A 21,775-nucleotide genomic window follows, 5' to 3' on the forward strand; every position below is an offset into this window, starting at 1 on the left:
CTATCGGGGGGAAACTGCTGGGCTTGTGCGGGGCCGGAAACACGGCGGTGACCGCTTTCACGGGTTTCTCAGACAGCCCTGACACACCTCTTACCCGCGTCTAACGCGGCGCACAGTCGGCGCCCCCAGCATCACGGGCATGGAGTCCTCCAGAGCACGCCGAGGCAGCCGCGCTCGTCCGTCCGGGCGCCGTCCCCTCTTCTCCTGCGCGCTCGCCTCCGTGGCCGTGCTCGGTGCCTCGGCGGCCGGGGCGGTGTACGTGAAGGCCCAGGCGCACCCGGGTCCTGACGTCGTATCGTCGGCGGCACCGTCGCCCTCGGCGTCGGTGTCGGTTTCGGCGAGCGGGGAGGTGTCGGTGGAGCCCGTGATCCAGTCCGGGTCCGGGTCCGGGTCCGTGGTGGACCGCGACGCCCTGCTGGCGAAGGCGATGGCCTCGGTGACCGTGCCGGACGCCGCCGCGGTCTCGGTGGCCGTGTTCGACGTGGAGTCGGGGAGGAGCGCGGTCCACGGCACCGGTGACTTCGACACGGCGAGCATCGTCAAGGTGGACATCCTGGCGGCGCTGCTGCTCCAGGCTCAGGACGCCGGCCGGCAGCTCACGGCGCGGGAGAAGGCGTACGCGACCGCGATGATCGAGAACAGCGACAACGCCTCCGCGACCGCGCTGTGGAACTCCATCGGCGGCGCGGCGGGGCTCGACGCGGCGAACCTGCGGTTCGGGCTCACCGGCACCCGGGGCGGCGACGGCGCGCTGTGGGGGCTGACCCGGACGACGGCCGCCGACCAGCTGGCCCTGCTGCGGCAGGTCTTCGGCACCTCATCGAAGCTGAGCGGGGCCTCGCGGGCGTACCTCCAGGGACTGATGGGGCGGATCGCCGCGGGCCAGCGCTGGGGGGTCTCGGCCGCCGCCGACGGGTCCGCGTGGGCGCTGAAGAACGGCTGGCTGCCGCGTACGGCGACGGGACGGTGGGACGTCAACAGCATCGGGCGGGTGACGTCCGGCGGGCACGACTACCTGGTGGCCGTGCTGTCGGACGGCAACGGGACCCAGGCCGAGGGGATCGCGCTGGTGGAAGCGGCGGCGAAGGCCGCGCTGTCGGCGTTCACGGACGCCTGAGCGGACCCCGGGCGGCGGCCCGGCGGGGAACCTGGGCTGCGGTCGGGCGGGGGCCCCGGGCGGTGGTCAGGCGGAGAACCCGGGCGACGGCCCGGCGGGGAACGGCGTCTACAGGACGTGGTACTGCTGCTGTCCGTCGTCCTCGCGGTCGTGGATGCGGCGGCCCCGCCACAGGATCGCGGCGGCCACCAGCAGCACCGCCCCGGTGCCGCCCGCGAGCGGACCGGCCCAGGCCGAGGTGTCGTCCTCGGCCTTCTTCTCGTCCGGGCCGGGGCCGAAGTACTCGTCGCCGTACGCCGCCGCCCGCAGGCCCTCGGGTTCGAGGCCGGCGGCGGTCTTGACCGCGGCGGCGGGGTCGATGAAGCCGAAGCCGCGGGAGTCGTCGCGGCCGCCGGTGGGAGAGTTGCGGGCGGTGTCCTCCAGCAGCTTCTTGACCTGCGCCGGGGTCAGGTCCGGGTGGGCGGCCCTGACGAGGGCGGCCGCGCCGGAGACGAAGGCCGCCGCGGCGGAGGTTCCCCAGCCCTCGTAGTACTTGTGGTCGGGATCGGCGATGACGACGTCGACGCCGGGGGCGCTGACCGTGGCGTACCAGCGGCGGGTGGAGAAGGAGGCGCGGGTGCCGTAGCGGTCGACGGCGGTCACGGCGATGACGCCCGGGTAGGCCGCCGGGTAGGAGATGTGGTCGCCCTTCTCGCCGCCGTTGCCGGCCGAGGCGACGACGACCGAGCCCTTCCCCAGCGCGTACTGGACGGCCTCGTCCTCGGCGGGTTCGGGGTGGGCGGAGGCGGAGTCGTCTCCGAGGGAGAGGTTGATGACGTCGGCGCCCTGGTCGGCGGCCCAGCGGATGCCTTCGGCGAGGGCGTTGCCGCGGGTGTTGCGGGCTTTGGTGCGGGACGGGTCGCCGTCCTCCAGGATCACCCGGACGGGCAGGATCTTCGCCTCCGGGGCGATGCCCATGACGCCGTCGCCGTTACCGGGACCATGGCCGTGACCGGCGATGATGCCGGCCATCGCGGTGCCGTGGCGGGCCCAGGCGCGGTCGCCGGGCCCGGCCCCGAAGCCGACCATGTCCCTGCCGGTCAGGACGTTGCCGTCGAGGTCGGGGTGGTCGGCCTCGACTCCGGTGTCCAGGACGGCGACGGTGACGCCCCTGCCCTTGGTGGTCCGCCAGACCTCTTCGGTGTGCAGGGCCTCCAGCGCCCACTGCTTGGCCCGGATGCCGTCCGCGTACGCGGTGGTGGGCGGCACCAGGGCGACCGCGGCGGCCAGCAGACAGCTCAGCACACCGGCCCGGCGGAGACCGCGCCCGCTCATGACGGCGACTCCGGGGGAGACACGGCGGTCTTGCGCAGGCCGCGCTCGACGCGGTCGGCGAGGCCCTTCGCCTCGTGGCCCAGGCCCGCCTGGGCCACGGCGGTGGTGGCGTCGGAGGCGGTGGCCTCGACGGCGGGCTGGGCGGCGGCGACCGTACGGCCGTCCGCCCAGCCGGACACGGCGTAGACGACGACGGGGGCGTCGGTGAGGACGGACACCGTCCACGAGGCGCGCTGCGCGTCGCCGAAGGCGGCGGCGGGCGTGCCCTTCGCGGCGTACGGGCGGGGCATCAGGTCGGTGCGGCCGGCCAGGCCCTCCTTGTCGAACCGGGCGTCGAGGGCGCGCATGCCGACCGCGTCGGCCTTGGTGAACAGCAGGCCCACGGTGGTGACGAAGCTGCGGGTGGCGTCGGTGTAGGTCGCGCGCAGCAGGCGGGTGCAACCGACCGGGGCGAGGGCCTTCCCGAGCAGCGGGTCGAGGGCACCGGCGCAGCCGCTGTCCGGGGCGACGGCGATCCGCGTCCAGGTGCGGTCGGCACCGCCGGGGCCGGCGCCCTGTCCGTCCACGGTCGGGGGAAACAGCCGGTCGACGGGCACGTTGTGCCACAGGCCGCCCGCGGTGGCGTAGACGCTCCGCTCCCCCGCGTCCGCGGGGTCGCCGACGAGCCAACTGCCGGTTACGGCACCGCCGATGAGGCCCAGCCCGAGGACCACGCAGGCGGCCGCCGCGACGGTGCGCCCGCGCAGCCCGCGACGTCCCGCGCGCGGGGCGTCGCCGTACCCCTCCGGGGCCGCGAACGTCACGACGGGCCGTGCGGCGCCCGGCGCTCCGCCCGGCACCGTCGGAGCGCTCCACGACAACGCCGGATCGGGTCCGGCCCCGGTCCCGGCGGCCGGGGACGGGGCGTCGGGGTGGCGCAAAGGCGTCGCGGGACTCCAGGCGGGCGGCGCGTCCGCTTCGGGGTGCCGCCCGGGAACGGCGGTCGACAGCCCGTCCCGGTGCTGCCCGGGGGCGGGCGCCCAGGAACGCGGGAGGGGGCTCCAGGCGGTGCCGGGGGCAGGAGGGCCGGGGCGGTCGGGGGCGCGCTCACGGGGGGCGGCGGGGGCTCCCGGCGGGGCGGGGGTGCCGGGGGTGACCGGCTGGGCGGGGGTGCCTTGCGCGTCGTGGGCCTCCCGGCGGAAGGGGATGCCCGGATGCGTGGGAACGGCCGGACCGGCGGGAGCGGCCGGCACGCCGCGGGTCTCCTGGCGGGAGAAGGCGGGTGGGGCGGCTTCCGCGCCGGGGGTGGGGGCCGAGGCGGGGGTCCGGTCCGGAGCAGCGGTGCCGGTCGCGCCGTCCTGCGCGCCGGGCCGGGGGGTGGCCCGGGGGGCGGCGGGACGGTCCTGGCCGGTGGCCTCCGAGGCGGTCGGGCGGGCGCCGTTCGCAGGCGCGGCGTCCGGGTCCGTCGGACGGATGGTGTCCAGCCGTACGGGACGGCGGGCACCCGGGACTGTTGGGCGGGAGGCCTCCGGGCCGGTGGCGCGGGAGGGGGCCGGGTGCGTGGAACGGGCGCCGTCCAGGCGGGCGGGGCGCGGGACGCCGGGACGTGCCGGACCGGCACCGGCCGGTCCCGCACCGGCGGCACCGGCCGGTGCCGCGCCGCCGGCACCGGCCGAACCGGTTGCCGGGAGGGAACCCTCCGGGCGGGCCGGGCGCGTGATCCCCGGCTCCCGCCGCCGCGCATCCGACGATCCCTCGCGGGCAACGCCCTCCGAACCAGCCGGACGGGAACCGTCCGGGCGGGCCGGGCGCGTGATCTGCCGCGTCGCCGGTCCCGTCGGCCCCGCCGGGCGCGGGGCCTGCGGGGCCGCGGGACGGCCGCCGTCGGTGACCGCGGACCGGGTGCCTTCCTCCGGCCCCCGCGCCCCGGTCCGGAACGGACCTTCCTCACTCCTGCCGTTCCCGCCGCTCGGGGGCGGGTCGTCCGGGAAGCGGGCCGACGCGGGGGGCGGGGGCATGTGGTCCGGGTGCGGGGGCCGGGGCGGCAGGTGCGGGAAAGCCGGCGCGGCGAACGGTGGCTCCGGGGCCCGGTGCGAGGAAGCGGAGGGGTCGGGCGAGGCCGCGGAGGGGTCGGGCGAGGCCGCGGACGGCGGCTCCGGGGCCGTACGGAACGACGGGAACCCCGCGGGCGGCGGTTCGGGCGTCCGGGAGTCCGGGGCCTGGTCCGGGTCCGTGGACGCCGGTGGGTGAGGCGGGCGGGGTGGAGTCACGGGGGGCGGGGGCGTCGCCGGGCGCGGGGGAATCGAGGCGCGGCGTGCTTCCGTGCTCATGCACCCCCCGTTTCCTCGTGCCCGCGCCGTCGTCGCCCTGCGCGGACCGGTCTGCTCGGTCCGGCGGCCCCGGTGCGGACCCGCCGGTCCGTCCTGGGCACCCATACCCGCACGGGCGGACCGGCATCCCGGCACGGGTGACCGGCCGGAGCCCTCCTCCGTGCGTGCGCGTCACTCTACGGCTTGTTCCTGCGCGAACGGGAACCAGTCCGCACCCCGGGGGCATCTGCCCGGAACGTCCCCCTACCCTGGGTTAATCCGGTCTGGCAGGCTGCGTCCATGACTGCGCGCGCCGCCGACCGGGCCCGGTACGACCGGGCCACCGCCCACCTCGACGCTCCTGTCGCCATCGTCGACCTGGAGGCATTCGACGCCAACGCGGACGACCTGGTGCGCCGGGCGGGCGGGAAGCCGGTCCGGGTCGCCAGCAAGTCCGTCCGCTGCCGGGCCCTGCTGGAACGCGTCCTGGCGAAGGACGGTTTCGCGGGCATCATGTCCTTCACCCTGGCCGAATCCCTGTGGTTGGCACGGTCGGGCTTCGACGACGTCCTGCTCGCCTACCCCTCCGCCGACCGCTCCGGCTTCGCGGAACTCGCCGGCGACCCCAAGCTGGCCGACGCCGTCACCGTGATGGTCGACGACGTCGCCCAGCTCGACCTCATCGACTCCGCGCGCGGCGAGGGAGGCGAAGTGGTGCGCGTCTGCCTGGAGTTGGACACCTCGTTGAAGCTGCTGGGCGGCCGGGTGCGGGTCGGCGCGCTGCGCTCGCCGCTGCATTCCCCGGCCCAGATCGCCGACCTGGCGCGGGCGGTGGCCCGTCGGCCGGGGTTCCGGCTGGCGGGGATCATGGCGTACGAGGGACACATCGCGGGCGTGGGCGACTCGGTGGCCGGGCGGCCCTTGCGGTCACGGGCGATCCGGCTCATGCAGGCCACCGCCCGCCGTGAACTCGCCGAGCGGCGCGCCGCGGTGGTGCGTGCGGTGCGGGCCGTGGTGCCGGACCTGGAGTTCGTCAACGGCGGCGGCACGGGCAGTGTGCAGCACACGGCCGCGGAGGACGCGGTCACCGAGATCGCGGCGGGTTCGGGACTGTACGTGCCGCGTCTGTTCGACAACTACACGTCGTTCAGCGGCCGTCCGGCCGCCCTGTTCGCCCACCCCGTCGTACGGCGGCCGGGCGTCGGCGTCGTCACCGTCCTCGGTGGCGGTTACCCCGCCTCCGGTGCCGCCGGCGGCGACCGGCTGCCGGTGCCGTACCTGCCGGAGGGGCTGCGCTACGACCCGCAGGAGGGGCCCGGCGAGGTGCAGACCCCGCTGCTCGGCTCCCCCGCCGACGATCTGCTGATCGGCGACAAGGTGTGGTTCCGGCACGCCAAGGCCGGTGAGCTGTGCGAGCGGTTCGACACCCTGCATCTGATCGAGGGCGACCGGGTGACGGCGACCGTGCCGACGTACCGGGGCGAGGGCCGGACGTTCCTCTAGATCGCGCGGATCGCGCGGATCGCGCGGTTCACCGCGTCGGTCCGATGCCGCTGCTACTGCCGCCGCTGATGCCGCTGCCCACCCCGCCGCCCGTGTCCGCGTCGACGACCGGGCGGATGCCCTTGGTGACGCGGTCCATGTCGGCGAGCGGCGGTCCGTCGCCGCCCGCGTCGAAGACGTACCGGACGAGGACGGGGGCCTCGGTGCCCACGGTGGACGGGAGGACCAGGGACCGGACGTGGTCGCCGGGTCCCTCGGCGGTCGTCACCCGCCGGCGGACGTAGTACCCGGCGCGGCCCGCGACCGCGACCTGCCCGGCGGCCGCCGACCGGTGCGACCGGCGGTCCGAAACCGTCCGGGACCGGTGCGCCCGGCGGGGCCGGTGCTGCCGGCGGTCCGGAGCCCCCGCCGGTGCGGCGGTGGCTCCGGGGTGCGCCGGCGGTCGGTCCAGGTGGTGCCGTCCCGCCGGCGTTCCCGGCGGGGAGCCGTCGGGTCGCCGTACCGGCCGGGCGGGGGCGTCGTGCTCATCCCGGCACGGCAGGGCGGCCTACAGCGGGGTGACGTACGCCCCGGAGATGCCGCCGTCGACGAGGAAGTCGGCGGCGTTGACGAAGGAGGAGTCGTCGCTGGCCAGGAAGGCGACGGCGGCGGCGATCTCGTCGGCCTCGGCGAAGCGCCCGGCCGGGATGTGGACGAGCCGGCGGGCCGCCCGCTCGGGGTCCTCGGCGAACAGTTCCCGGAGCAGTGGGGTGTTGACCGGTCCGGGGCAGAGGGCGTTCACGCGGATGCCCTCCCGCGCGAACTGCACGCCCAGTTCCCGGGACATGGCGAGGACGCCGCCCTTGGAGGCCGTGTACGAGATCTGGGAGGTGGCGGCGCCCATCCTCGCCACGAAGGACGCCGTGTTGATGATGGAGCCCCTGCCCTGGCGCCGCATGTAGGGGATGGCGGCCTTGCAGCACAGGTAGACGGAGGTGAGGTTGACCTCCTGGACGCGTTTCCAGGCCTCCAGCCCGGTGTCGAGGATGGAGTCGTCGTCGGGGGGTGAGATGCCGGCGTTGTTGAAGGCGATGTCGACGCTGCCGTAGGTGTCGTACGCAGCCTTGAACAGCGCCTCCACCTGGTCGGGGTCGGTGACGTCGACCTTGACGAACAGGCCGCCGACCTCCTCGGCGGCCGCCTCGCCGCGGGTCTCGTCGACGTCGCCGCAGACGACGTGGGCCCCCTCGGAGGCGAGGCGGCGCGCGGTGGCGAGGCCGATCCCGCTGCCGGCCCCGGTGACGACGGCGGTGCGGCCGACGAGCCGGCGGCAGATGATCTCTTTGGTCACTGTGCGGGGCCCTCCGTGCTGATGAAGACGTTCTTGGTCTCGGTGAAGGCGGTCAGGGCGTCCGGGCCGAGTTCGCGGCCGATGCCGGACTGTTTGAAGCCGCCGAACGGGGTCCAGTAGCGGACGCTGGAGTGGGAGTTGACCGACAGGTTCCCGGCGCGCACGGCCCGCGAGACGCGCAGGGCACGGCCGACGTCGCGGGTCCAGACGGAGCCGGAGAGGCCGTAGTCGGTGGCGTTGGCGAGTTCGACCGCCTCCGCCTCGTCCTCGAAGGGCAGGACGACGGCGACCGGACCGAAGACCTCCTCGACGGCGACGCGCGCGCGGGGGTCGAGGCCGGTCAGGACGGTGGGCGGGAACCAGAAACCGGGGCCGTCGGGGGCCTTGCCGCGGATGCCGGGCAGGTCGTCCGGCACGTACGAACGGACGCGGTTCAGCTGGGCGTCGGAGATCAGCGGGCCCATGTCGGTGGTCTCGTCGGCCGGGTCGCCGACCACGACCGACTCGATCGCGGGGGCGAGGAGGTCCAGGAAGCGGTCGTGGACGGAACGCTGGACGAGGATGCGGGTGCGGGCGCAGCAGTCCTGTCCGGCGTTGTCGAGGAAGGCCATGGGAGCCGCCGCGGCGGCGGCCTCGATGTCGGCGTCGGCGAAGACGATGTTGGGGCTCTTGCCGCCGAGTTCCAGGGTGACGCGCTTGAGCAGGCCGGCGCCCTTCGCCCACACCCGTTTGCCGACGGCCGTCGACCCGGTGAAGACGATCTTCGCCACGCCCGGATGCTCGACCAGCGCGTTGCCCGCGACGGGGCCGCGGCCGGGCAGCACCTGGAAGAGGCCCTCCGGCAGGCCCGCCTCCAGGGCGAGTTCGGCCAGCCGCAGGGCGGTCAGCGGAGTCGTCTCGGCGGGCTTGAGGATCACCGCGTTGCCCGCGGCGAGCGCCGGGGCGGTGCCCCAGGCCGCGATCGGCATCGGGAAGTTCCACGGCGCGATGACGCCGACGACGCCCAGCGGTTCGAGGATCGTGACGTCGAGGCCCCCCGCGACCGGGATCTGACGTCCCGTGAGCCGCTCCACTCCGCCGGCCGCGTAGTCGAGCAGATCACGGACGTTGCCCGCCTCCCAGCGGGCGTTGCCGATGGTGTGCCCGGCCTCGCGGACCTCCGACTGAGCGAGTTCCTCCAGGTGTTCGTCGACCCGCACGGCGAACCGGCGCAGCAGGCGGGCGCGGTCGCCGGGCGCGAGGGCGGCCCAGCGGGACTGGGCCCGGGTGCCGCGCACGACGGCCGCGTGGACGTCGGCCTCGGTGGCGGCGGGGACGGTGGCGACGACCTCCTCGGTGGCCGGATCGATCACCCGGAGCCGGTCCGCGGAGAGGTCGCCGGACGAGAACTGCCCGGAGATGGGCTGAACAGAGGTGGGCTGAACAGAGGTGGACCGGTCGGAGGTGGACCGGTCGGAGGTGGACCGGTCGGAGGTGGACCGGTCGGAGGTGGGCTGGTCGGAGGTGGGCTGGTCGGGCAAGAGGGGCCTCACAGGCGTTCGAAGGAGCGGCGCAGCTCCCAGTCGGTGACCGCCGCGTCGAAGGCCTCCACCTCGACGCGGGCCATGTTGCGGTAGTGCGCGACGACCTCGTCGCCGAAGGCGGCCCGGGCGATGGCGCTGTTCTCCCAGAGGTCGGCGGCCTCGCGCAGGGTGGTGGGGACGTGCGCGTAGCCGGCGGTGTAGGCGTTGCCCGCGCAGGGCTCGGGCAGTTCCAGCTTCCGTTCGATGCCGTGCAGGCCGGCGGCCACCAGTGCGGCGACCGCGAGGTGCGGGTTGACGTCGCCGCCGGGCAGCCGGTTCTCGAAGCGGAGGGAGCGGCCGTGGCCGACGACGCGCAGGGCGCAGGTGCGGTTGTCGTGTCCCCAGGCGACGGCGGTCGGGGCGAAGGAACCCGGCTGGAACCGCTTGTAGGAGTTGATGTGCGGGGCGTAGAGGAGGGAGAAGTCGCGCAGCGCGGCGAGCTGTCCGGCGAGGAAGTACCGCATGGTGTCGGACATCCCGTCCGGCCCGGCCATCGCGTTGGTGCCGTCGGCGTCCGTGAGGGAGAGGTGGATGTGGCAGGAGTTGCCCTCGCGCTCGTCGTACTTGGCCATGAAGGTGAGGGAGACTCCCTCCTGGGAGGCGATCTCCTTGGCGCCGGTCTTGTAGACGGCGTGCTGGTCGCAGGTGACCAGGGCCTCGTCGTAGCGGAAGACGATCTCGTGCTGGCCGGGGTTGCACTCGCCCTTGGCGGACTCGACGGTGAGACCGGCACCGGCCATGTCGTTGCGCAGGCGGCGCAGCAGGGGCTCGACGCGGCCGGTGCCGAGGATCGAGTAGTCGACGTTGTACTGGTTGGCCGGGGTGAGTCCCCGGTAACGGGCGTCCCAGGCCTGCTCGTAGGTGTCCTTGAAGACGATGAACTCCAGCTCGGTGCCGGCCTGGGCGGTGTAGCCCAGGTCGGCGAGGCGTTCCAGCTGGCGGCGCAGGATCTGCCGGGGGGCGGCGACCACGGGCGAACCGTCCTCCCAGGCGAGGTCGGCGAGGAGCATCGCCGTACCGGGGTGCCAGGGCAGGCGGCGCAGGGTGCTCGGGTCGGGGCGCATGGCGAAGTCGCCGTAGCCCCGCTCCCAGGAGGACATCTCGTAACCGCCGACCGTGTTCATCTCGGTGTCGACGGCGAGGAGGTAGTTGCAGCCCTCGGTGCCGTGCTCGAGGACCTCGTCGAGGAAGAAGCGGGCGGCGAAGCGCTTGCCCTGGAGGCGCCCCTGCATGTCGGGGAAGGCGAGGACGACGGTGTCGATCTCGCCGCCGGCGACGAGGGCGTGCAGTTCCTCGACGCCGAGCGGGGGTTTGCGGTCTGCCACGGGAGGGCCTCCTCAGGCTTCCTCGGCTGCTACGACTGCTGCTGGGACGCTGCTACGGCTGCGGGGCGCTGCTACGGCCGCCGGGGGCTGCCACGGCTGCCACGGCTGCTGGGGGGCTGTGTCGGACGACCGGGAGCCATAAGGTATTGCGGGGAACCTTTACTTGGGAAGGGGGCGCGACCGGATGCCGGTGGACGCCGAGGAAGGACCGGCGGACCGGCTGACGCCGGTGCTCCGGCCGGTGCGGGCCGGCAACGGTTTCGAGGAGGCCCTGCAGCAGATCCTCCAGGTGGTGCGGCTGGGCCTGGTGCCCGGCGGCGAGCGGCTGCCGGCCGAACGGGACCTGGCGGAACGGCTCGGGATCAGCCGGGTGACGCTGCGCGAGGTGCTGAGGGTGCTCCAGGACCAGGGGCTCGTGGAGTCCCGCCGGGGCAGGTACGGCGGAACGTTCGTGCTGCCGCGTACGGACGCGGTCGGGGAGGACGAGCTGCGGCGGCGGATCACCGCGGCCGACATGGAGGACGTGCTCCGGTTCCGGGAGGTGCTGGAGGTCGGCGCGGCGGGCCTGTGCGCGGCGCACGGCCTGACGGCGGAGCGGGCCGGGCGGTTGCGCGCGGCACTGGCGGGCACCGAGGACGCCCCCCTCGCCGACTACCGCCGCCGCGACACGATGCTGCACCTCACCCTCGCCGAGCTGTGCGGCTCTCCGTCGCTGGCGGCGCAGTACGCGGCGGTCCGGGCGACGCTCAACGACCTGCTGGACTGCATTCCGCTGCTGGTGCGCAACCTGGAGCACTCGCAGCGCCAGCACACGGCACTGGTGGGGGCGGTGCTGGACGGCGACGCGGACGGGGCACGGGAGATCATGCGCGAGCACTGCGCCGGGACGGCCGCGCTGCTGCGGGGCTTCCTCGCCTGACCCGCGGACGTGTTCAATGGTTCGTGTCCGGTCCATTCGGCCCGTACGCAGGAAGTGGCCGGTGGTCGGCCGCGGGACGGAGGGCGGGGCGTGGCGGACGGGACGGACAGACCGCTGATCGGCGTCAGCACCTATCTGGAGGCCGGCACGCGGTGGGGGGCGTGGGAGCTGGAGGCGGTGCTGCTGCCGGCCGGGTATCCGCGGCTCGTGCAGCGGGCGGGCGCGCTGGCGGCGATGCTGCCGCCGGACGCGCCCGGGCACGCGGCCTCCGCCGTGGCCCGGCTGGACGGGCTGGTGATCGCGGGCGGGCCCGATGTCGAGCCCGGGCGCTACGGCGCCGAGCGCGATCCCCGGACGGGGCCGCCGGCGCGGGAGCGGGACGCCTGGGAGCTGGCGTTGATCGAGGCGGCGCTGGGGGCCGGGGTGCCGCTGCTGGGAATCTGCCGGGGGATGCAGTTGCTGAACGTGGCGCTCGGGGGGTCGCTCGTGCAGCACCTGCCCGGGCACGCGGAGGCGCCCGGTGTGTTCGGGCGGCATGCGGTCAAGCCCGTGCCGGGCACCCGGTACGCCGCTCTGGTGCCCGAGGAGACGTCGGTGCCCACGTTCCACCACCAGGCGGTGGAGCGGCTGGGGGCGGGACTGGTGGCGTCCGCGTACGCGGGGGACGGGACGGTGGAGGCCGTCGAACTCCCGTCCGCGGGCGGGCAGTGGGTGCTGGGAGTGCAGTGGCATCCGGAGATGGGGCAGGACCTGCGGGTGATGCGAGGGCTGGTGACGGCGACGGGGTGACGCGGGGGTAGGCGGCGGGCGGGGCCGCGGGCCGGCCCGCCGCCTACCCCCGCGTCAGCGACAGCAGGTCCCGGGCCGGGCCCGTGGGGCGGTGGCCCGTGGGCCAGACCGCCCGGAGGTCCCGGGCCAGGCGGACTCCGTCCACCGGGACGGACACCAGGCGCCGCAGGCCCAGCTCCTCCCCCACCGCCAGCTCGCTCAGGACCGCCAGCCCGGCGCCGCTGACCGCGGCCGCCTTCACCGCCGTCGTCGAGGACAGTTCGATCAGGGGGCGGGCCAGCCCGCCGAGGGCCGCGTCGAGGACCTGCCGCGTCCCGGAACCCTCCTCCCGAAGGATCAGCGGCGTCGAGGCCAGTTCCGGCGCGGACACCGCCCGCCGGCGCCGCGCCCACGGATGCGCCGGCGCGGCGACGACGATCAGCCGGTCGTGGGCGATGACCGTCGAGTCCAGGCCCGCGGGCACGCTGAGCCCTTCGACGAAACCGAGGTCGGCGTCGCCGGACAGCAGCCGTTCCGCCACCGCCGTCGAGTTGCCCGCGAGCAGCGACACCGCCGTGTCCGGCCGCTGCGCGCGCAGCGCGAGGAGCCAGCCGGGCAGCAGGTACTCGGCGATGGTCATGCTCGCCGCGACCCGCAGCCGCGAATCGCGCCGGTCGCGCAGCGCCTGCGCACCCGCGTCGAAGGCCGCCGCGGCCTCGACGATCCGCCGCGCCCAGTCGGTGACCAGCGCCCCGGCGTCGGTGAGCCGGGAACCGCGTGGTGAACGGTCCACCAGGGCCACCCCGAGCTGGCGTTCCATCGTGCGGACGCGGCTGCTCGCGGCCGGCTGGGTGATGCCCAGCTCGCGGGCGGCGGCCCCGAGACTGCCGAGCCGGGCCACGGCCAGCAGCAGCTCCAGGGCGCCGAGGTCGGGGACCCGGTGCGCGATCGAGCCGCCGGGCCGCTCCCCCGGGGGTCCGTGCGTCGTCTCGTCGCCGCTCATAAGGTCAGCTTATGCCCCCATAGGGTCATCGTCCCTGGTCGCGGGGGCGTCGGGGCGGGACGGTGGGGGTCATGGTCACCGCAGTCCAGCCCGCCCCCGCCCCCGTCCCCGTCGTGCGCCCGCGTGCCGCCGCCGTCCGCCATCTCGGCCCCAACTGGTACGCCACGGTCATGGGCACCGCCGTGGTGGCGACGGCGGGCGCCGCGCTGCCCGCCCGCCTTCCGGGACTGCGCCCGGCCTGCGCGGCCGTCTGGGCGCTCTCCCTGGTCCTGCTGCTGGCCCTGCTCGCCGCCCGGGCCCTGCACTGGCGTCACCACCGCGACCAGGCCCGCGCCCACGTCCTGGACCCGGCGACGGTCCCGTTCTACGGCTGCCTGGCGATGGCGCTGGTCGCGGTCGGCGGCGGGGCGCTCTCCGTCGGCCGGGACTGGATCGGCACCGGCGCGGCCGTGGCCCTCGACGCCGTGCTGTCCGGCGCCGGTACGGCGGTGGGGCTCGCGGCGGCCGTCGCCGTGCCGTACCTGATGGCCGTACGCCATCGGGTCGGGCCGGGGCAGGCCACGCCGGTGTGGCTGCTGCCGCTGGTCGCGCCGATGGTGCCGGCGGCGACGGGGCCTCGGCTGGTGCCGTACCTGCCGGCCGGGCAGGCCCGCGAGACGCTGCTGTTCGCGTGCTTCGCGCTGTTCGGGCTGAGCCTGCTCGCCACCCTGGTGATGCTGCCGCTGGTCTTCGCCCGGCTGGTCACGCGCGGACCGCTGCCCCTCGCCCTCACGCCGACCCTGTTCCTGGTCCTGGGGCCGCTCGGGCAGTCGACGACGGCCGTCGGGGCGTTCGCGGAGGTCGCGCCCGCGGTGGTCCCGGCCGCGGACGGCCGGGCTCTCGCGGTTCTCGCCGTCCTGTACGGGGTGCCCGTCATGGGGTTCGCGCTGCTGTGGCTGTGCCTGGCCGGCGCCCATGTGGTGCGGGCCCGTAGGCACGGAATGCGCTTCGCGATGACGTGGTGGGCGTTCACCTTCCCGGTCGGCACCTGTGTGACCGGCGCCGAGGCGCTGGCCCGGCACACCGGACTCGTCGCGTACGGGGCGCTGGCCGGCGGGCTGTACGTCGTGCTCGTGACCGCCTGGGTCGTCGTCGCCGCGCACACCGTGCGGGGGCTGGTCAGCGGTGGGCTGCTCGCAGCGCCCGGGTCAGCACGTGGGGGGCCTCGGCGAGCGACGGGCCGTACCACGTCAGGTGCCGTCCGCTGACGAGGGCGCACGGCAGCCCGGGGAACGCCTCCGGGCCGTCGCCGGCGGTGAAGCGGTAGGGCTCGTCGGGGAGGACGACCAGGTCCGGGGCGGCCGCCCGCAGTTCCTGTGCCGTGACCTTCGGATAGCGGTCCGGGTGGGCCGTGTACAGGTGGTCCACCCCGAGGCGGGCGAGGACGTCCCCGGCGAAGGTGTCGCGGCCCAGGACCATCCACGGCCGCCGCCAGACCGGTACGACGGCCGTGCGGCGCCGGTCGGGCGGTCGCGGGGCGCTCCAGGCCTCCTCGGCCTCGTCCAGCCAGCGGGGGCGCGTGCGGGCCCCGCAGGCCGCCAGCACGCGGGCCAGCTCCCGGAGAGCCTGGGGCACGTCGCGGACCTCGGTGACCAGGACCTCGATCCCGGCGTCCCGGAGGGCGGCGAGGTCCGGCTCCCGGTTCTCCTCCTCGTTGGCGATCACGAGATCGGGCGCGAGCGCGGCGATCCGGTCGGTCGCGGGGTTCTTGGTGCCGCCCACCCGGACGACGTCGAGGCCCGCCGGGTGGGTGCACCAGTCGGTGGCACCGGCCAGGACGCCGGGCAGGGTGACGGCCACCGCCTCCGTGAGCGAGGGCACCAGGGAGACGGCCCGCACTACCGCTTGCGGTCCCGGACCGCCTCGATGTGCTCCGCCACGGCGACGACCACGACCCGGGTGTCCGGCACGGTCGCGCGCCAGCGGTGCCGGACCCCGCCGGTGAGGTACAGGGTGTCGCCGCGGCCGAGACGGTAGGCCCGGCCCTCGGCCTCGATCTCCACCGCGCCGTCGGCGACGTACATCAACTGGTCGTTGCGGTACTGGAACTCGCGGCCGGCCTCGTGGTCGCCGGTGAACTCCGAGGCGTGCATCTGGTGATGGCCGCGGACCAGCGAGCGGGAGCGCGGACCGGGGCCGGGCTCGGCGGTCTCGGCGCGCACGACGTCGACGCTGCACGCCGGGTCGGCGGCGGCGAGGAGTTCGACGGCGGTGGTGCGCAGGGCGTCGGCGACCTTCTCCAGGGAGCCGGTGCTGGGCCGCGCCCGGTCGTTCTCGATCTGGCTCAGGAACGGGACCGACAGCCCGCTGCGCTCGGCCACGACGGCGAGCGTGAGGTCCAGGGACCGGCGCCGCCGCCGGACGGCCGCGCCCACCCGCAGGGGCTGTTCTTTGTGGTCGCCCATCGCTCCGGCTCCCTTCTACGCTCGTCGGTGCGACTGCCGAGTGCCCCGTGGCGGGCGCACGTCGTCTGATGAGTTCTCTTGCACCCTACGCATGTTCGGCAAACCGTTTCACGAGCCCGTCACATCGACGACATCCGGTGTCACACGGGAACTCACGGTTCGCGCCGGCCGATCGTCCGCGGACAGGGGCGCTTCCTCCTGTCCTCCGGTTCAATGCGCGGCGTCCTCCTGGTGTTCCCGTGCCGTTTCCGCAGCTCCGTGTGCGGGCCGGACCCGACGGCGGCGGACGGCCGACGCCGGGCCGGACCCGGACGTGGCGCTGCGTGGTCGGCCGGATCCGTGCCGTGCGAACGGCGGCGCGGGGCGGGCGCCGGCGTACGTCCCGCGGAGGTACGCCGGTGCCCGCCCCGCGCGGGACGGCACGGATGCTGTCAGGTCATCCGGCCGCCCCGATCTTCTCCCCCGCGCCGTCGACCGGTGCCCACCGGTCGAGCAGGCCGGGGTTGTCCTTCAGCCAGGCGCGGACGGCGTCCTGCTCCTTGCCCTTGCCGGACTTCTGGATGCGCGCCTCCAGACCGGTGAGCTGCTCCTCGGTCATGGAGAAGTCCTTCAGCCAGGCGCCGACCTCGGGGTGGTCGGCGGCGAAGCCCTTGCGGGACAGGGTGTGCACGCCGTCGCCCTCGCCCCAGGCGCCCCGGGGGTCCTTCAGCTTCTTCAGGTCGTACTCGCTGTAGGCCCAGTGCGGCGACCAGAGCGTGACGACGATCGGGTCCTTCTTCGCGTACGCCCGCTTCAGCTCGGCGAGCATGGCCGGGGTCGAACCGTCGACGACCCGGTAGCCGTCGAGGCCGTACTCCTTGACGACCTTGTCCTTGAGCAGGCCCATCATTCCGGCGCTGGGCTCGATGCCGGTGATCCTGCCGCCGAACTCGGCCGACCTGGCCTTGAGGTCGGCGAGGGTGTTCACGTCCTTCATGTACGCCGGGACGCTCAGTTCCAGGGACGTGGGGCCGTACCACTTGCCGAGGTCGTCGAGCCGGTCGCCGTACTTCTTCCAGTACTCGGCGTGCGTGGTGGGCAGCCAGGAGTCGGTCTGGAAGTCGATCCGGCCGGTGGCGAGGCCGGTGTAGAGCGGGGCGGCGGAGTACTGGGTGGTCTTCACCTCGAAGCCGCGCTCCTCCAGCAGCTCCTTCCACAGGTAGGTGGAGGCGATGCCCTCGTCCCAGGGGATGTAGCCGATGGTGATCTCCTCGCCCTTGCCGATGTCCGTGGCGGAGGCCTCGGCGGTGCCGGAGTTCGAGCCGAAGACGCCCATGCCGCCGGCGACGAGCGCGAGGACTACCACGCCGACCACGGCCACGGCCGGGCGGGGGCGGTGGCTCCACACGGTGGGGCGGGCCTTGGCGGCGGCGCGGCGGCCGAGCGGGGAGATGCGGGTGCCGAGGGCGCCGGTCATGCGGTCCAGGTAGATGGCGAGCACGACGATGCCGAGGCCGGCCTCGAAGCCGAGACCGATGTCGAGCCGTCCGATGGCCTCGTTGACGGAGCCGCCGAGGCCGCCGGTGCCGACCATGCCGGCGATGACGACCATCGACAGGCCGAGCATGATGACCTGGTTGACGCCCGCCATGATCGTCGGCAGGGCGAGCGGCAGCTGGACCCGCCAGAGGGTGTCGCGGGGCGTCGTGCCGAAGGCCTCCGCGGCCTCGACGAGTTCGGCGTCGACCTGGCGGATGCCGAGTTCGGTCATGCGCACGCCGGGGGCGAGCGCGAAGATCAGGGTGGCGACCACACCGGCGGGCACGCCCATGCCGAAGAAGAGGATCGCGGGGATCAGCAGGACCATCGACGGCATGGTCTGCAGCAGGTCCAGGACCGGCCGCAGGGCGGCGCTCACGGCCTTGGAGCGGGCCGCCCAGATGCCCAGCGGGACCGAGATCACCAGGGCGATCAGCGTGGCGACGAGCACCAGCGACAGGGTGGACATCGCCTCCTCCCACAGGTCGAGGGAGTCGATGAGCGCGAACCCGGCGAAGCCGAGGACGCCCGCGACCAGGCCGCGCAGCCACCAGGCGAGCACGGCGAGGATGCCGGCGAGCAGCAGGGGCTCGGGGGCGGTGAGGACGGCGTCGATGCCGTCGTACATGCCTTCGACGACCGCCTTGACGGCGTCGAACAGCCAGGACATGTGGGTGACGAGCCAGTCGACGCCGGAGTCGACCCAGTCACCGAGGTGCAGCCTAGGCACGGGCGGTCACCTTCCCCTCGTCGCGCGGGTCGGCGCAGGCGGCGGGCTCCCCGTGCTCGTCGCCGAGGAAGCCGACGAGGCGCCGGCGCGGGACCACTCCGACGAGTTCGCGTCGCGCGTCCAGGACGGCGACCGGGTGCGTCAGGCGGGCGCTGAGCGCGCACAGCTCGGTGAAGGGGGTGTCGGGGTTCGCGGTGGCGCAGCCGCAGTCGGCCTCGTCACCGCGGACGTCGGTGTCCATGACGGCGGACGCGGTCAGCACGCGGGAGCGGTCGACGTCCTTGATGAAGGAGGCGACGTAGTCGTCGGCCGGGCGGACGAGGATGTCCTCGGCGGTGCCGTTCTGCACGATGCGGCCGTCGCGCATGACGGCGATGCGGTCGCCCAGGCGCATGGCCTCGTTGAGGTCGTGGGTGATGAAGACGATCGTCTTCTTCAGGGTCTGCTGGAGCGTGAGCAGCTGGTCCTGCATGTCGCGGCGGATCAGCGGGTCCAGCGCGCTGAAGGACTCGTCCATCAGGAGCAGGTCGGCGTCGGTGGCGAGGGCGCGGGCGAGGCCCACCCGCTGCTGCATGCCGCCGGACAGCTCGTCCGGCCAGGACTTCTCCCAGCCGGCCAGGCCGCACAGCCGCAGGGCCTCGCCGGCGCGCTCCTCGCGTTCGGCGCGCGGGACGCCCTGCACGGCGAGGCCGTAGCCGGCGTTGTCGAGGACGCTGCGGTGCGGGAAGAGCGCGAAGTGCTGGAAGACCATGCTGATCTTCCGGGCGCGGACCTCGCGCAGTTCGCGGTCGCCGAGCGCGGTCAGGTCCTGGCCGTCGAAGAGGACGCGTCCCGCGGTGGGCTCCAGCAGTCCGTTGAGCATGCGCAGCAGGGTGGACTTCCCGGAGCCGGACAGGCCCATGACGACGAAGATCTGGCCGGGGTCCACGGTGAAGGAGGCGTCGATCACGGCGGCGGTGGTGCCGTCGGTCCGCAGCTCGTCCCGGTCGGCACCGCGGCGCAGCCGCTCGACCGCCTCGTCCTGTCGTCTGCCGAACACCTTGTACAGATGATCGGCTTCCAGCCTGGAGGACACACGTACCTTCTCGGATCGGGGGCAAGGACGGGAGCGGTGGCGGGGCCGGGGTGCGGCCCCGCCGGGCGTCCACAACAGTTGAACGTGCAACCGGCACCGCTCCGACGCGGCGCCTGCCCGGGCCGGGCACGGGCAAACACGCCAGTGGGCCAGTTCACAGACCCTTCACACCTGCCACGGGAGTGAATCGCGGCGGCCGCCCGCCGGGCCGGTGCGGCATGATGCGTGGCGTGACCGGACGACTGATGCTCCTCGACACCGCCTCGCTGTACTTCCGCGCCTACTTCGGCGTTCCCGACTCCGTGAGGGCCCCGGACGGCACGCCGGTGAACGCCGTGCGCGGGCTGCTGGACTTCGTCGACCGCCTGGTCAAGGACCACCGGCCCGACGAACTGGTCGCCTGCATGGACGCCGACTGGCGGCCGCGGTGGCGGGTCGACCTCATCCCCTCCTACAAGGCGCACCGGGTCGCCGAGGAGCACGAGGCGGGCCCGGACGAGGAGGAGGTGCCGGACACGCTCTCACCGCAGGTGCCGGTGATCGAGGCGGTCCTGGACGCGCTGGGCCTCGCCCGCGTCGGCGTCGCCGGCTACGAGGCGGACGACGTGATCGGCACCTTCACCGCACGCGCGAAGGGCCCGGTCGACATCGTCACCGGCGACCGCGACCTGTACCAGCTGGTGGACGACGCGCGCGGGGTGCGGGTGCTGTACCCGCTGAAGGGCGTCGGCACGCTCCAGACCACGGACGAGGCGTGGCTGCGCGAGAAGTATGGCGTCGACGGGCGCGGGTACGCGGATCTGGCGCTGCTGCGCGGCGACCCGAGCGACGGCCTGCCCGGCGTGCCGGGCGTCGGCGAGAAGACGGCGGCCAAGCTGCTGGCCGAGTTCGGCGACCTGGCCGGGATCCTGGCGGCCGTCGACGACCCGGAGGCCAGGCTCACGCCCACGCAGCGCAAGCGGCTCGACGAGGCCCGGCCCTACCTCGCCGTCGCGCCGAAGGTGGTCAGGGTCGCCGACGACGTGCCGCTGCCCGCGGTGTCGACAAAGCTCCCGCGCGCTCCGCGGGAACCGGCGGTGCTGGAGGGACTGGCGGAGCGCTGGGGGCTCGGCGGGTCGCTGCAGCGGCTGCTGGCCACGCTCGGCGCGTAGGCATCGATCACGCGGGCGGCGGCTCGCGTCGGCGCACCACAACGGCGCGGAGTGCTAACTTAGGCAAACCTAACCAACGAAGGCTTGGGAGGCCGTCATGGCAGAACGTCCGGCACGGAAGCCGCGGAAGCCCCATTCCGCGCAGGTCGTCCGCACCGAACGGCTCACCCCCCACATGCAGCGCGTCGTCCTCGGCGGGGAGGGGCTGGCCGAGTTCACCGCCGGCACCTGCACCGACCACTACGTGAAGCTGCTGTTCGGGCCCGAGGGCGTGGCCTACCCGGAGCCCTTCGACCTGGAGCGCATCCGCGCGGAGTTCCCCCGCGAGCAGTGGCCCGTGACGCGGACGTACACCGTGCGCCACTGGGACACCGAGCACCGCGAGCTGACCCTGGACTTCGTCCTGCACGGCGACGAGGGCCTCGCCGGACCGTGGGCGGCCCGCGTCCGGCCGGGCGAGACCGTCCGATTCATGGGTCCCGGTGGCGCCTACGCCCCCGACCCGGCCGCGGACTGGCATCTGCTGGCCGGTGACGAGAGCGCGCTGCCCGCCATCGCGGCGGCCCTGGAGTCGCTGCCCGCCGGTGCCGTGGCGCACGCCTTCATCGAGGTCTCCGGGCCCGAGGAGGAGCAGAAGATCGACTCCGACGTGGAGGTCGTCTGGCTGCACCGCGGCGATCGTCCGGTCGGCGAGCGGCTCGTGGCGGCCGTCCGCGCGCTGGAGTTCCCCGAGGGCCGGCTGCACGCCTTCGTGCACGGCGAGGCCACCTTCGTGAAGGAGCTGCGCAAGCTGCTGCGGGTCGAGCTGCAGGTTCCCCGCGAGGACCTGTCGGTGTCCGGCTACTGGCGGCTCGGCCACGACGAGGACGGCTGGCAGGCCGGCAAGCGGGAGTGGAACGCGCGCGTGGAGGCCGAGCAGGAGAACACCACGCCGGCCGCCTGACCCCGCGGCGGGCGGCCCGCACCGAAACGGTCCGCCCCCCGATGCCGTACCGCCGCACGCTCGCGCGCACCGCCGCGACGAACCGGCCGTGCGGGTGCCGCCCCCGAGACGGCCTCCGTGGGCCTGCCCGGCCCCCGGTCAGTCGCCCCGCACCCGGGCGTGCAGGTGCATGTCGTGCCAGCCGTCCTGATGGAGGGCCGCGCTGCGTTTGGTGCCCTCCAGGAGGAAGCCGGCTCTGGCGGCCACCCGGCAGGACGCCTCGTTGGCCGTGGCGTGCAGCAGTTCCAGGCGGTGGAAGCCGATCTCGTCGAGGGCCCACCGGGACAGGGCGGTCGTGGCGCGTACGGCGACACGCCGGCCTCGGGCGGCCGCCGTGGTCCAGTAGGCCACCTCGGCCGTGCCGTCGCCCAGTTCGATGCCGCGCAGCGCCACGCGTCCGCGCAGTGCGTCGGTGTCCGCGTCGACGACGGCCCACTGGGCGGTCCTCCCCTCGGTCCACTCGGTCAGCCACTCCTCGATCCAGCCGGTGACCTCGGCGACGGAGTCGGCGGCCCGGACGTGCCACCGGTGCAGCAGCGGATCCTGGAAGGCGGCGTGGACGGCGGGCGCGTCCGTCGCCCGCCAGGGCCGCAGGAGGAGACCGTCGCCGGTGGGGACGACCGGTTGAGGGGACTTGGCGAGGGTGCCGGCGGGAAGGACGGGACGGGTCAGGAAGGGCATGCGGGAAGCCTGTCCACCGGGCGGAAGCATGCCAACAGGTTTTCGCGGCGGTCGTAGGGTGGATC

At 74.7% G+C, this 21,775-nt stretch carries 18 protein-coding genes and 1 pseudogene; 7 read left to right on the plus strand and 12 right to left on the minus strand.

Annotated elements, in window-relative coordinates; translation table 11 throughout:
* The first annotated feature begins 139 nt into the window (after window positions 1-139).
* Window positions 140-1,117, plus strand: a complete 978-nt coding sequence (locus ACGFQC_RS26470) for a serine hydrolase (protein ID WP_363089183.1) — start codon at window positions 140-142, stop codon at window positions 1,115-1,117.
* Window positions 1,118-1,225: 108 nt separating this feature from the next.
* Here the strand turns inward: ACGFQC_RS26470 and mycP are convergent, their stop codons facing one another.
* Both mycP and ACGFQC_RS26480 read right to left on the minus strand, forming a co-directional pair.
* Window positions 1,226-2,431 carry a type VII secretion-associated serine protease mycosin gene (mycP, locus tag ACGFQC_RS26475; protein WP_363089184.1) on the minus strand — a complete coding sequence of 402 codons (1,206 nt, stop codon included), beginning with the start codon at window positions 2,429-2,431 and terminating at the stop codon, window positions 1,226-1,228.
* The gene (locus ACGFQC_RS26480) at window positions 2,428-3,663 is read right to left on the minus strand and encodes a hypothetical protein (RefSeq protein WP_363089185.1); all 1,236 of its coding nucleotides are present in this window, start codon (window positions 3,661-3,663) and stop codon (window positions 2,428-2,430) included. The genes mycP and ACGFQC_RS26480 overlap by 4 nt, the downstream gene beginning before the upstream one ends.
* Window positions 3,664-5,019: 1,356 nt before the next feature.
* Here ACGFQC_RS26480 and ACGFQC_RS26485 point away from each other — a divergent pair.
* The gene (locus ACGFQC_RS26485) at window positions 5,020-6,222 is read left to right on the plus strand and encodes an amino acid deaminase/aldolase (RefSeq protein ID WP_363089186.1); all 1,203 of its coding nucleotides are present in this window, start codon (window positions 5,020-5,022) and stop codon (window positions 6,220-6,222) included.
* A 28-nt stretch (window positions 6,223-6,250) separates the two neighbouring features.
* On the opposite strand, the pseudogene ACGFQC_RS26490 reads toward ACGFQC_RS26485, so the two are convergent.
* The 4 genes and pseudogenes from ACGFQC_RS26490 to ACGFQC_RS26505 all read right to left on the minus strand — a co-directional run.
* Window positions 6,251-6,559 (minus strand): annotated as a pseudogene (locus ACGFQC_RS26490) (hypothetical protein); the annotation flags it as partial.
* Between the two features lie 210 nt (window positions 6,560-6,769).
* Complete coding sequence (locus tag ACGFQC_RS26495; protein WP_363089187.1) at window positions 6,770-7,552, minus strand: 3-oxoacyl-ACP reductase; 783 nt, start codon at window positions 7,550-7,552, stop codon at window positions 6,770-6,772.
* A complete protein-coding gene (locus tag ACGFQC_RS26500) occupies window positions 7,549-8,904 on the minus strand; it encodes an aldehyde dehydrogenase family protein (protein WP_363089314.1) in 1,356 nt (451 codons plus the stop codon). The genes ACGFQC_RS26495 and ACGFQC_RS26500 overlap by 4 nt, the downstream gene beginning before the upstream one ends.
* Before the next feature lie 176 nt (window positions 8,905-9,080).
* Complete coding sequence (locus tag ACGFQC_RS26505; protein WP_363089188.1) at window positions 9,081-10,439, minus strand: glutamine synthetase family protein; 1,359 nt, start codon at window positions 10,437-10,439, stop codon at window positions 9,081-9,083.
* A 184-nt stretch (window positions 10,440-10,623) separates the two neighbouring features.
* Here ACGFQC_RS26505 and ACGFQC_RS26510 point away from each other — a divergent pair, with 184 nt between their 5' ends.
* The gene (locus tag ACGFQC_RS26510; protein ID WP_363089315.1) at window positions 10,624-11,358 is read left to right on the plus strand and encodes an FCD domain-containing protein; all 735 of its coding nucleotides are present in this window, start codon (window positions 10,624-10,626) and stop codon (window positions 11,356-11,358) included.
* Window positions 11,359-11,448: 90 nt separating this feature from the next.
* Complete coding sequence (locus tag ACGFQC_RS26515; RefSeq protein ID WP_363089189.1) at window positions 11,449-12,147, plus strand: gamma-glutamyl-gamma-aminobutyrate hydrolase family protein; 699 nt, start codon at window positions 11,449-11,451, stop codon at window positions 12,145-12,147.
* Window positions 12,148-12,190: 43 nt separating this feature from the next.
* On the opposite strand, the gene ACGFQC_RS26520 is transcribed toward ACGFQC_RS26515, so the two are convergent.
* Window positions 12,191-13,129, minus strand: coding sequence for a LysR family transcriptional regulator (locus ACGFQC_RS26520; protein WP_363089190.1), 939 nt, complete (start codon window positions 13,127-13,129; stop codon window positions 12,191-12,193).
* Window positions 13,130-13,200: 71 nt separating this feature from the next.
* On the opposite strand from ACGFQC_RS26520, the gene ACGFQC_RS26525 reads away from it, so the two are divergent.
* Window positions 13,201-14,376, plus strand: a complete 1,176-nt coding sequence (locus tag ACGFQC_RS26525) for a TDT family transporter (protein WP_363089191.1) — start codon at window positions 13,201-13,203, stop codon at window positions 14,374-14,376.
* On the opposite strand, the gene ACGFQC_RS26530 is transcribed toward ACGFQC_RS26525, so the two are convergent.
* The 4 genes from ACGFQC_RS26530 to ACGFQC_RS26545 all read right to left on the minus strand — a co-directional run bounded on the left by ACGFQC_RS26530 (window position 14,288) and on the right by ACGFQC_RS26545 (window position 18,896).
* Window positions 14,288-15,007: a helical backbone metal receptor gene (locus ACGFQC_RS26530; RefSeq protein WP_363089192.1), complete on the minus strand. Its 720-nt coding sequence runs from the start codon at window positions 15,005-15,007 to the stop codon at window positions 14,288-14,290. The genes ACGFQC_RS26525 and ACGFQC_RS26530 overlap by 89 nt on opposite strands.
* Window positions 15,007-15,573 carry an XRE family transcriptional regulator gene (locus ACGFQC_RS26535; protein ID WP_363089193.1) on the minus strand — a complete coding sequence of 189 codons (567 nt, stop codon included), beginning with the start codon at window positions 15,571-15,573 and terminating at the stop codon, window positions 15,007-15,009. The genes ACGFQC_RS26530 and ACGFQC_RS26535 overlap by 1 nt, the downstream gene beginning before the upstream one ends.
* Before the next feature lie 436 nt (window positions 15,574-16,009).
* The gene (locus tag ACGFQC_RS26540) at window positions 16,010-17,821 is read right to left on the minus strand and encodes an ABC transporter permease/substrate binding protein (RefSeq protein ID WP_363089194.1); all 1,812 of its coding nucleotides are present in this window, start codon (window positions 17,819-17,821) and stop codon (window positions 16,010-16,012) included.
* The gene (locus ACGFQC_RS26545) at window positions 17,814-18,896 is read right to left on the minus strand and encodes a glycine betaine/L-proline ABC transporter ATP-binding protein (RefSeq protein ID WP_363089195.1); all 1,083 of its coding nucleotides are present in this window, start codon (window positions 18,894-18,896) and stop codon (window positions 17,814-17,816) included. Before ACGFQC_RS26545 ends, ACGFQC_RS26540 begins: the two co-directional genes overlap by 8 nt.
* Window positions 18,897-19,117: 221 nt before the next feature.
* On the opposite strand from ACGFQC_RS26545, the gene ACGFQC_RS26550 reads away from it, so the two are divergent.
* Entirely contained in the window at window positions 19,118-20,047 is a 930-nt protein-coding gene (locus tag ACGFQC_RS26550; protein ID WP_363089316.1) for a 5'-3' exonuclease, read from the plus strand.
* A gap of 97 nt (window positions 20,048-20,144) precedes the next feature.
* A complete protein-coding gene (locus ACGFQC_RS26555; RefSeq protein WP_363089196.1) occupies window positions 20,145-20,990 on the plus strand; it encodes a siderophore-interacting protein in 846 nt (281 codons plus the stop codon).
* Between the two features lie 138 nt (window positions 20,991-21,128).
* Here the strand turns inward: ACGFQC_RS26555 and ACGFQC_RS26560 are convergent, their stop codons facing one another.
* Window positions 21,129-21,710, minus strand: a complete 582-nt coding sequence (locus tag ACGFQC_RS26560) for a GNAT family N-acetyltransferase (protein WP_363089197.1) — start codon at window positions 21,708-21,710, stop codon at window positions 21,129-21,131.
* Between the last annotated feature and the right edge of the window lie 65 nt (window positions 21,711-21,775).

It is taken from the genome of Streptomyces sp. NPDC048734 (genome assembly GCF_043198675.1).
Lineage (GTDB): Bacteria > Actinomycetota > Actinomycetes > Streptomycetales > Streptomycetaceae > Streptomyces.